Origin of the sequence: Streptomyces sp. URMC 123 (assembly GCF_051386515.1) — a bacterium.
GTDB lineage: Bacteria > Actinomycetota > Actinomycetes > Streptomycetales > Streptomycetaceae > Streptomyces.
Map to the genome: position 1 here is coordinate 1 of NZ_JBPQTV010000229.1, position 10,327 is coordinate 10,327.

10 protein-coding genes are annotated in these 10,327 nt (G+C 71.4%); all 10 read right to left on the minus strand.

The annotated features are described in order from the left end of the window. On the minus strand, positions 1–1,155 hold a 1,155-nt coding region (locus ACSNOD_RS22635), incomplete at its 3' end, for a DNA polymerase IV (RefSeq protein ID WP_436768851.1). A gap of 135 nt (positions 1,156–1,290) precedes the next feature. After that, positions 1,291–1,905 (minus strand): MerR family transcriptional regulator, encoded by a 615-nt coding sequence (locus ACSNOD_RS22640; protein ID WP_436768852.1) that lies wholly within the window; start codon positions 1,903–1,905, stop codon positions 1,291–1,293. A 213-nt stretch (positions 1,906–2,118) separates the two neighbouring features. Continuing rightward, positions 2,119–2,592, minus strand: coding sequence for a bifunctional nuclease family protein (locus tag ACSNOD_RS22645; protein ID WP_436768853.1), 474 nt, complete (start codon positions 2,590–2,592; stop codon positions 2,119–2,121). Between the two features lie 53 nt (positions 2,593–2,645). Then, complete coding sequence (gene ftsR / locus ACSNOD_RS22650; RefSeq protein ID WP_436768854.1) at positions 2,646–3,389, minus strand: transcriptional regulator FtsR; 744 nt, start codon at positions 3,387–3,389, stop codon at positions 2,646–2,648. A gap of 16 nt (positions 3,390–3,405) precedes the next feature. Then, a complete protein-coding gene (locus ACSNOD_RS22655; protein WP_436768855.1) occupies positions 3,406–4,305 on the minus strand; it encodes an FHA domain-containing protein in 900 nt (299 codons plus the stop codon). Positions 4,306–4,435: 130 nt separating this feature from the next. Next, positions 4,436–5,509 (minus strand): DUF881 domain-containing protein, encoded by a 1,074-nt coding sequence (locus ACSNOD_RS22660; RefSeq protein WP_436768859.1) that lies wholly within the window; start codon positions 5,507–5,509, stop codon positions 4,436–4,438. A gap of 5 nt (positions 5,510–5,514) precedes the next feature. Further along, positions 5,515–5,847 (minus strand): small basic family protein, encoded by a 333-nt coding sequence (locus tag ACSNOD_RS22665; protein WP_003970459.1) that lies wholly within the window; start codon positions 5,845–5,847, stop codon positions 5,515–5,517. Next, on the minus strand, positions 5,844–6,764 hold the full coding sequence (locus ACSNOD_RS22670; protein ID WP_436768856.1) for a DUF881 domain-containing protein: 921 nt from the start codon (positions 6,762–6,764) through the stop codon (positions 5,844–5,846). Before ACSNOD_RS22670 ends, ACSNOD_RS22665 begins: the two co-directional genes overlap by 4 nt. 123 nt (positions 6,765–6,887) lie before the next feature. Continuing rightward, a complete protein-coding gene (locus tag ACSNOD_RS22675) occupies positions 6,888–9,383 on the minus strand; it encodes a sugar phosphate nucleotidyltransferase (RefSeq protein ID WP_436768857.1) in 2,496 nt (831 codons plus the stop codon). A 122-nt stretch (positions 9,384–9,505) separates the two neighbouring features. Next, positions 9,506–10,114, minus strand: a complete 609-nt coding sequence (locus ACSNOD_RS22680) for a CDP-alcohol phosphatidyltransferase family protein (protein WP_436768858.1) — start codon at positions 10,112–10,114, stop codon at positions 9,506–9,508. Positions 10,115–10,327 lie beyond the last annotated feature (213 nt).

Here is a 10,327-nt window from a genome sequence, read left to right on the forward strand (position 1 = left end):
CACGGCCGCGGCGGGCTCCGGGCTCGGCGCGGCCGTGTCCGCCGCGTCGGACCGCTCCCCCTGCTCCAGGGCCGCCCGCTCCACGGCCGCCTGTGCGAAGAGGTCCTCCTGCGTGAAGTCCGCGAGGCCGCTGACGCCCACGCCCAGCAGCCGTACGCCGCCCGTGGTGTCCACGCCCTCCAGCAGCCGGCCGGCCGCCTCCCGCACCACCGCGGGGTCGTCCGTGGGCCCGCGCAGGGTCTCCGAGCGGGTGAGCGTCGAGAAGTCGTATCTGCGCACCTTCAGCACCACCGTGCGCCCCGAGCGGCCGGCCGCGCGCAGCCGGGTCACACACCGTTCCGCGAGCCGGTCGACCTCCGCCCGCACCCGCGCCCGGTCGTGCAGGTCCACGTCGAAGGTGTCCTCCACGGAGACCGACTTGGCGTCCCGCTCGGCGACCACCGGGCGGTCGTCGCGCCCCTCGGCCATGGCGTGCACCGAGGCGCCGTGGGCCTTCCCGAGCAGCCGCACCAGCTCCTCCTCGCCGGCCTCGGAGATCTCGGCGATGGTGGTGATGCCGGCCCTGCGCAGCGCCTCGGCGGTGGCCGGCCCGACGCCCGGCAGCGTGCGCACGGGCAGCGGGGCCAGCAGCTCCCGCTCGGTGCCCGGCTCGATCAGCACCAGGCCGTCCGGCTTGGCCCGCTCGGAGGCGATCTTGGCGAGCATCTTGGAGCCCGCCAGGCCCACCGAGCCGGTGAGCCCCGTCGCGGCCCGGATGTCGCGCCGCAGCCGCTCCCCCACCGCACGCGCCTCGTCCGCGTCCCCGGCCGCCCCGCCGGCGTCCAGATCGACGAACGCCTCGTCCAGGCTCAGCGGCTCGACCAGCGGCGACAGGGCGTGCAGCAGCCCCATGACGGTCTCGCTGACCTGTCGGTAGAGCTCGAAGCGCGGCACCAGATAGGCGGCGTTCGGGCACAGCCGCCGGGCGTGCGCCATGGCCATGGCGGAGTGCACGCCGAAGGGCCGGGCCTCGTAGGAGGCGGTGGCCACCACGCCCCGGGGCCCGAGGCCGCCCACGATCACCGGCTTGCCGCGCAGGCTGGGCTTCGCCGCCTGCTCCACGGCGGCGTAGAACGCATCCATGTCGAGATGCAGAATCGTCGGGGCGTGTCTCACACCTCAGATGCTGCCGCACCCCACTGACAGTCTCCGCAGGCCGGCCGTACGAGCCGCCGTCAGGGACACCGTACGGGCGGCGGTGGGACACCGTACGGGCCCACCGCAGGGGCAGCCGTACGGCCGGCGGCCCGGTCAGCCCGCGCGGTTGCGGCGCCGGGCGAGCTCGTCCGAGGGGTTGTGCCCCACCAGGGTCTCGCCGGTGTCCACCCGCTCGCCGTGGAGCTGCGAGAGGGCCTCCTCGACATCGCGCCAGACCACGCCGACCGCGATCCCGAAGATCCCCTGACCGCCCTGGAGCAGGTCGACCACCTCGTCGGGGGACCCGCACTCGTAGACCGTGGCGCCGTCGCTCATCAGCGTCATCTGCGCGAGGTCCGCCCGCTCGCGGGTGCGCAGGTGCTGGACGGCGGCCCGGATGTTCTGGAGGGAGACCCCGGTGTCGAGGAAGCGCTTCACGATCTTCAGGACGACGACGTCCCGGAAGCTGTAGAGCCGCTGGGTGCCGGAGCCGTGCGCGGGCCGCACGCTGGGCTCGACCAGGCCGGTGCGGGCCCAGTAGTCCAGCTGGCGGTAGGTGATCCCCGCCGCCGCGCAGGCGGTCGGGCCGCGATAGCCGATGCGCTCCTCGGACTGCTCGGGAGGCGGTCCGGCCTGCGCCGCGGCCGCGTGCCTGCGGGTGGGGTCGGGCGCACTCCTGTGGAGCGGAACCGGGCCGCCCACCGCTGTACCGTCGCCGGTGCTTCTCACGCCGACCTCCGTCCTTGACCTGCCTTCTCGACGGTAGGCAGTCACCCGGGGTGCGTCAACGATCGCCACACTCGGCACGCCGAGTGATAATCACCCTGAGAGTGGTTTCGCGTGCCCCGATACGGGGAACAGCTAGCCGGATGGCCCTGCCGCGGCGCCTATGACCCGATGAGCGGGCGCCCACGCCGTCCTGGGCGGGCGCCGACCCGGCGGTCACTGATTGCTGCTGCCGAAGTCCTCGGGGGAAATCTGGTCGAGGAACTCGCGGAACTTCTCCACCTCGTCCTCCTGCTCGTCCGGAATGGCGATACCGGCGTCGTCCAGCACCCCGTCGCTGCCGTAGATCGGCGTCCCCGTGCGCAGCGCCAGCGCTATGGCGTCGGACGGGCGGGCGCTCACCTCGACCCCGCTGGCGAACACCAGCTCGGCGTAGAACACGCCTTCCCGCAGGTCCGTGATGCGGACCTCGGTGAGCTGCTGGCCGACCGCCTCCAGGACGTCCTTGAACAGATCGTGGGTCAGCGGTCGCGCTGGCGCCATGCCCTGCTGGGCGAAGGCGATGGCGGTTGCCTCCCCTGGCCCGATCCAGATGGGGAGGTACCGGTCGCCTCCCACTTCACGCAGGAGCACGATCGGTTGGTTGGAGGGCATTTCCACCCGGACACCGACAACGTCGAGCTCGTTCACACAGTAACCCTAGGACGTGCCCGGCCGGTTTGGGTAGTCGGGCCCCCCTCCGCTCAGTGCGGTGGCGTGCGCAGCGCGGCTTCCACCAGGGCCGCGTGCAGCCGCACGGACAGGGTGGCGAGCTCACGCGCGGTCGATTCGGCGTGCTGCCTGGTCCGGGGGTTGCGATGCCGCCGCAAGGGTGCCACCACCTGCTCCACGAGCCCCGCCTGGCGGTCGGCGGCGGCCTTCATGGCCCGCAGATGGCGGGGCTCCAGCCCGTACCGCCCGAGGTCGGCCACCAGCCGGGCGACGGCGACCGCCCCGATGTCGTATCCGCCGTCCGCGTCGGCGGGGCCGAGGAGCCCGTACGACTCCCACTCCGCGAGCACGCCCTCGTCGATGCCGGTGGCCGCGAGCAGCTCCGGCCGGCCGATGCGGGTGGCGGGCCGCTCCCCGGCCGGCTCCAGGGCGGCGTCCAGCGGCTCGCGGCCGGGCGAGGGGGACGGGACGGGGGGCCGCTCGCCGCGGTCCAGCGCGTCCAGGTGCTCACGGATGACCTTGAGCGGCAGATAGTGGTCGCGCTGCATGCGCAGCGCCCTGGCCAGCCGTTCGACGTCCGCCGGGCTGAACTTGCGGTAGCCCGAGGAGGTGCGCTCCGGCTCGACCAGGCCCTCCGCCTCCAGAAAACGGATCTTGGAGATGGTGATCTCGGGGAACTCGTCGCGCAGCAGGGTGAGCACCGTTCCGATGCTCACCCTTCGACCGTCCGTGGCGGCGGTACCGGTTCCGGTACCGCCCGACGGTGTCCGCGGCATGGCTCCCCCTGGTGGGTCAGACGCCCCGCTGACTCGCGTAGAAGACCAGCCGGTACTTGCCGATCTGCACCTCGTCACCGTTGGCCAGGGGCACCGAATCGATCCGCTCCCGGTTGACGTAGGTGCCGTTGAGGCTGCCGACGTCCGCGACGGTGAAGCCGCCGTCCTTGCCGCGCCGGAACTCCACATGGCGGCGGGAGACCGTGACGTCGTCCAGGAAGATGTCGCTCTGCGGGTGGCGGCCAGCCGTGGTCAGCTCGCCGTCCAGCAGGAAGCGGCTGCCCGAGTTCGGGCCCCGGCGGACCACCAGCAGGGCCGAGCCGATCGGCAGGGCGTCGACGGCGGCCTGTGCCTCGGGCGACAGGGGCGGCACGGTCTGACCGGTGGCCTCCGCCTCGTACGCCTCCAGCCCCGAGATGGAGATCGTGGAGGTGGTCTCCGAGGCCCGCTCCGCCTGGGCGCCTGGACGCAGCGGGGAACCGCAGTTGGAGCAGAACCGGCTCGCCTCGGCATTCCGGTGTCCACACCGCGTACAGACGAGAGACGCCGACATGGGCTGGGCCTCCTGCCGCGACTGGCCTCGCGAGGCCGGGGACGCGTACGGGTCGGAACCGTGTCCGGCGCCCGCACTCGAGGTCGATGATTCCCCGAAACCTATGCGTCCGGAGGCGGCGGGGTCAACAGAAGACGCGCCGTGACCACCGAGAATGTCCTGAGGCCGGCCGCCGACCTCGTCGCGGAAGAGCGGGCGCTCCTCCTGGGCGGACCCCTGGTCCGCGGGGCGCCCGGCACGGTGGCGCGCCGTGCTGCCCTCTTCGCGGGAACTCTTACCGAACAACTTCGCAAACAACTTCACGGGCGATTCCCCTTGACCGAAACAGACCCGCCCGTGGGGCAGGACGAACCCTCGATGCACACACCGGTCGACTTGGACATCCAGACAACGTCCGCAGCCGTCAGACAGTTTCCACCACGCATCGCTCCTTTGATGCGCCGACCCCCCGCTCGCTCGTGCCCTCGCCTCACGGCCCCCATGCATGCCCGCCTCACTGCGATGACGACCGAGCGTAGTCAGGGCGTTCACCCGGCCGCAAGGCATCCACGATGATCTTCTCCGCACGGGCGACGGTCACCGTGGCCTGCTCCTTCTCCAGCGTCTGCACCACGCCGCCGGGGATGTGCAACGCCGGTTCCAGGTCCTGCGGCTTGCCGATGACCTTGAAACGGAAGGGCTGACTCACTTTCTTCCCATCGATCCGCACGCCGCCGCCCACATCCTCGAAGTAGGTGTTCGCGACCACCCGCACATCGTTGATCTGGATCGCCTCGGCGCCCGCGGCGCGCAGTTCCTGGATCGCGTCGAGCAGTTTGTTGGCCGTGACCTTGCCGGCCGTGTCGCTGACGGTGATGGTGATGCCGGGCCCCTGGGCCGCGATGGTGCCGGCGAGGATGCCGAGTTGCTGCTCGCGCTGGACCGTCTGCTTCCGGGCCTCCTCGGCCTGGTCGGAGCTGGTCTCCAGCTCCCGGCGCTGGTCCTCCAGGCGGCGCTTCTCGTCCTCCAGGCGCTGGCTGCGGTCGTCCAGCTCGTCCAGGATGCGTACGAGGTCCTCCTGGCGGGCGCCGCGCAGCGCGCCGCTGTCGCTGGTGGAGCGGACCTGGATGGCCAGGCCCAGCCCCAGCACGAACAGCAGGATGGCGAACGTCAGTTGGGCGCGGGTGATACGGGGCGGCCACAGGCCCGCGCGCAGCCGCTCGCGGCCGGTGAGCTGCGCGGGGCCCTCACCAGGGCCCTTGGCGGGAGTGCCGGCCGCGGGGCCTTCCATGGGCGCGCCGGCCGCCGGAGGCCCGGCGGCTTCGGCTTCGGCTTCGGCTTCTTCGGTTTCGGTCTCGGGGAGCCCGGCGGCCCTGGGGGGCTCCGCCGCCTCGGGGGGTCCGGCCGCCTCGGGGGGCGTGCGGTCGCCCGCCCGGCCGCCGGCGCCGCCCTCGGGCGCGTCGGGGGCACCGGGGCGCTCGCCGGGCAGCGGCCGCCGCCCCGGACGCGGCGGCTCCGGCTCGCGCCCCGGGCGCGCCGGGCGGGCGTTCTCGTCGTGGTTCATCGGCTCGATCGGCTCGTTGTTCATCGGTGTCACGCCCGGAACACATGCCGGCGGATGGCCGCCGCGTTGGAGAAGATCCGGATGCCCAGCACGACGACGACGCCCGTGGACAACTGGGCGCCGACGCCGAGCTTGTCGCCGAGGAAGACGATCAGCGCGGCGACGACGACGTTGGAGAGGAACGACACCACGAAGACCTTGTCCACGAAGATGCCGTCCAGCATGGCCCGCAGACCGCCGAAGACCGCGTCCAGAGCGGCGACGACGGCGATGGGGAGATAGGGCTCGACCACTGCCGGCACCTCGGGCCGGACGAGCAGCCCGACCACGACTCCCACGACGAGGCCCAGTACGGCGATCACGATGTGCCCTTCCCTGTGTCGGCGGCGCGCTTGGAGTCGCCACCGGCTTGCGGCTGTGCGGTTCGTACGATCAAACTCGGCGCGGCGGGCAGCCGGACGTCGTCCTGGGCGGAAATGCTCCAGCGGATGCCGAAGTTCTCCTTCAGCGCGTGGAGGTACAGCCCCTCGAAGCTGTCCGGGAAGCGGGAGGCCAGCTTCTGCCCGTCCCCCACCGCCAGCACCGTGTACGGCGGCACCAGCGGTTTGTTGTCGACCAGTATGGCGTCACCGGCGGCCCTGATCGCCGACAGCGCCGTCAGCCGCTGCCCGTTCACGGCGATCGCCTCGGCGCCGGACTGCCACAGGCCGTTGACGATGCGCTGCATGTCGCGGTCGCGGACCCGGCCGGTGTCGGAGAAGCCCTGGTTCTCGCGCGGACCGCCGCCGCCCGAACGGGCGTCCTTGGCGTCGTCGACGACGAGTTTCACCCCGGGGCCCCGCACCTCGGTGGCCCCGGCGAGCAGGGCCACCAACTGGGCCTGTTCGCCGCCGTGCTCCTCCAGCGCCTCGCGCTGCTTGGTGCCCACCTCGGAGCGGAGGGTGTCCACGCTCTTCTGCAGCCGGTCCGCGTCGGCGGTCTCCGTCTCGATGCGGCTGATCAGTTCCTCGCGCTCCTTGGCGATGACCGGGGCGGCCTCCTGGGCCTTCACCGCGCCGACGGTCACCACGACCGCGGCCAGCAGCAGCCCCGCGGCCAGCCCGAGTTTGGCCTTCAGAGCCTTCGGCAGCCCCGTCGCCCCGGCGGCCTCACGGCGCGCGGCCGCCTCGGCGTAGCCCTCGTCCAGGCTGTGATCCATCACATTGGTCAGCAGCGACATGGAGGCGTCGGGGCGCGCGGGCGGCGCCGGTGTGCTCCGAACGGGGTCTTGCTGCGGCATGCCGCACATCGTCGCACGTCGGGGTGGCTGCCGCCGAACGGCCCCACCGGCGCGCCGCGGCGGGGCACCGCGCCGTGCGGTGCCCCGCCGAGAAGGTCGTGCCGGGCCGGGCCGGTGACCGGGTCAGCGGCCGGCGCTGTCCACCACCGCGGACCACTCGTCGAGCAGCGCCTGCGCGGAGGCGTCGTCGGGCCCCTCGGCCCACAGATGGGTGACGGCCTCGGCCGGGTCCGGCAGCACCATCACCCAGCGGCCGTCGGCCTCCACGACGCGCACGCCGTCGGTGGTGTCCACCGAGCGGTCGCCGGCGGCCTCCACCACGTGCCGCATGACGAGCCCCTTCACCGCCCAGGGGGTGGCCAGGTCGCGGCGGAGCACATGGGCGCGCGGGATGCGGGCGTCGATCTGGCTGAGGGTCAGCTGGGTGCGGGCCACCAGGCCCAGCAGCCGGACGAAGGCCGCGGTGCCGTCGAAGACACTGCTGAACTCCGGGATGATGAAGCCGCCGCGGCCGTCGCCGCCGAAGACGGTGGCATCCGCCCGCCCGACCCGGGTCAGGTCGTCCGGCGAGGTGGTGGTCCACTCGACCTGGGTGCCGTGGTACGCGGCGACCTGCTCGGCGATGCGGGTGGTGGTCACCGGCAGGGCGACCTGTCCGCTGCGCCGCTCGGCGGCCACCAGGTCGAGCATCACCAGGAGCGCCCGGTCGTCCTCGACGATCCGCCCGCGCTCGTCCACGAGCGAGATGCGCTCGCCCACGGGGTCGAAGCGGACACCGAAGGCGGCCCGCGCCGAGGAGACGATCTCCCCGAGCCGCACCAGGCCGGAGCGGCGGGCCTCGGCCGTCTCGGTCGGCCGCGCCTCGTCGAGGCCGGGGTTGATCGTCAGGGCGTCGACCCCGAGCTTGCCGAGCAGGCTGGGCAGGACGAGCCCGGCGCTGCCGTTGGAGGCGTCGACGACGACCTTCAGGCCCGCCTCCGCCACCCCGGAGGTGTCCACGGCCCGCAGCAGCGAACCGGCGTAGGAGTCGAAGACGCTGGACGGGAAAGCCAGGTCGCCGATCTCGCCGGGGAACGCCCTGCGGTACTCCTGGCGGGCGTAGACGCGATCCAGCTTGCGCTGGCCGGCGGCCGAGAGATCGGCGCCCCGCTCGTCGAAGAACATGATGTCGACGGAGTCGGGCACCCCCGGCGAGGTGCGGATCATGATGCCGCCGGCGCTGCCCCGCGCGGTCTGCTGCCGGGCCACGGGCATCGGGACGTTCTCCAGGTCCCGTACGTCGATGGCGCTGGCCTGGAGGGCGGAGATCACCGCTCGTTTGAGGGCGCGGGCACCACGGGAGTGGTCACGCGCCGTGGTGACGGTGGCGCCCTTCTTCAGGGTGGTGGCGTACGCGCCGGCGAGCCGCACGGCGAGTTCCGGGGTGATCTCGACATTGAGGATGCCGGACACGCCCCGGGCGCCGAACAGATGCGCCTGGCCGCGGGACTCCCAGATGACGGAGGTGTTGACGAAGGCACCGGCCTCGATCGTCTTGAACGGATAGACCCGCACATTGCCCTGGACGATGGATTCCTCGCCGACCAGGCACTCGTCGCCGATGACGGCGCCGTCCTCGATGCGGGCGGCCCGCATGATGTCGGTGTTCTTCCCGATCACGCAGCCGCGCAGATTGCTGTGCGGCCCGATGTAGACGTTGTCGTGGACGACGGCCTTGTGGAGGAAGGCGCCGCTCTTGACCACGACGTTGGAGCCCACGACGGTGTGCTCGCGAATCTCGACGTCGGCCTCCACCTTGGCGTAGTCGCCGATGTAGAGCGGCCCGCGGAGGACGGCGTCGGGGTGGACCTCCGCGCCCTCGGCGACCCAGACGCCCGGGGAGATCTCGAAGCCGTCGAGATCGACGTCGACCTTGCCCTCCAGGACATCGGCCTGGGCCTTCACATAGCTCTCGTGGGTGCCGACGTCCTCCCAGTAGCCCTCGGCGACATAGCCGTAGATGGGCTTGCCTTCCTTCATCAGCTGGGGGAAGACGTCACCGGACCAGTCGACGGGCACATCGGGCTCGACGTAGTCGAAGACCTCGGGCTCCATCACATAGATGCCGGTGTTGACGGTGTCCGAGAAGACCTGGCCCCAGGTGGGCTTCTCCAGGAAGCGCTCCACCCGGCCCTCGTCGTCGACGATCGTGATGCCGAACTCGAGGGGGTTGGGCACCCGGGTCAGGCAGACGGTGACCAGCGCGCCCTTGGACTTGTGGAAATTGATCAGCTCGGTGAGGTCGAAATCGGTGAGGGCATCGCCGGAGATGACAAGGAAGGCGTCATCCTTGAGCGCTTCCTCCGCATTCTTGACGCTACCGGCGGTGCCGAGTGGCTTTTCCTCGTTGGCGTAGGTGAGCTCCATGCCGAGCTCCTCGCCGTCGCCGAAGTAGTTTTTGACGAGCGAGGCGAGGAACTGCACGGTCACCACGGTCTCGGTGAGACCGTGCCGCTTCAGCAGCCGCAGTACATGCTCCATGATCGGCCTGTTGGCCACGGGCAGGAGCGGCTTGGGCATGCTCGAGGTCATGGGGCGAAGGCGCGTGCCTTCGCCGCCGGCCATCACGACGGCCTTCATGTCGGAAGCGTCCTCCTTGAAGAGACGACGGTCGTGCCGACCTCACCCGTCAATGGGCGCCCGCTCGCACTCGCGGGCGCCGGCCTCATGACGTGCATGACGAGGCTGCCGCATTGGCGAGCTCAGCCGGCGGTTGCGTCCGCCCTGACAAGTCGGCGGACCTGAACCACGTAAAGAATCCCTGCCCACCAATAGAGCGTTGTACCCCATCCGGCGAACGCCCATCCGAAAATAGCAGCGAGTGAGTGCAACCAGCCATCTCCGTCACTCAGCAGCAGCAACGGGAAGGCGTACATGAGGTTGAATGTGGCTGCCTTGCCCAGGAAGTTCACCTGGGGCGGCGGATAGCCATGGCGGCGCAGGATGCCCACCATGACCAGCAGGAGGAGCTCCCGGGCCAGCAGCACGGCGGTGAGCCACCACGGCAGGATGCCCCGCCAGGTCAGGCCGACGAGCGTCGAGAGAATGTAAAGCCGGTCGGCGGCCGGATCGAGAAGGCGTCCGAGGCTGCTGATCTGGTTCCAGCGGCGCGCCAGCTTTCCGTCGAGGTAGTCGCTGATGCCGCTCAGGGCCAGGACGAGCAGGGCCCAGCCGTCGCTGTTGTGCCCGTCGAACTCGGGCCGGAGGATCAGCCACAGGAACAGTGGTACGCCGACCAGGCGCGCCATGCTGAGAATGTTCGGGATGGTGAGGACGCGGTCCGTCTGGACCCGCGTCTCCTGGACCTCCACCCGGAAGCCTCCTGGGGAACGTGCCGACGATGCCCCCTGACCCTACCCGTCGGCATTGCCGGCCCGCACACAGGGGTCGGCCATGTCCGGGTCCCGAACGCAAAAATGCCTCAGCCCCCCGAACCGCAAGGGTTCGGGGGACTGAGGCTAAAAATTGTTCGGCGGCGTCCTACTCTCCCACAGGGTCCCCCCTGCAGTACCATCGGCGCTGAA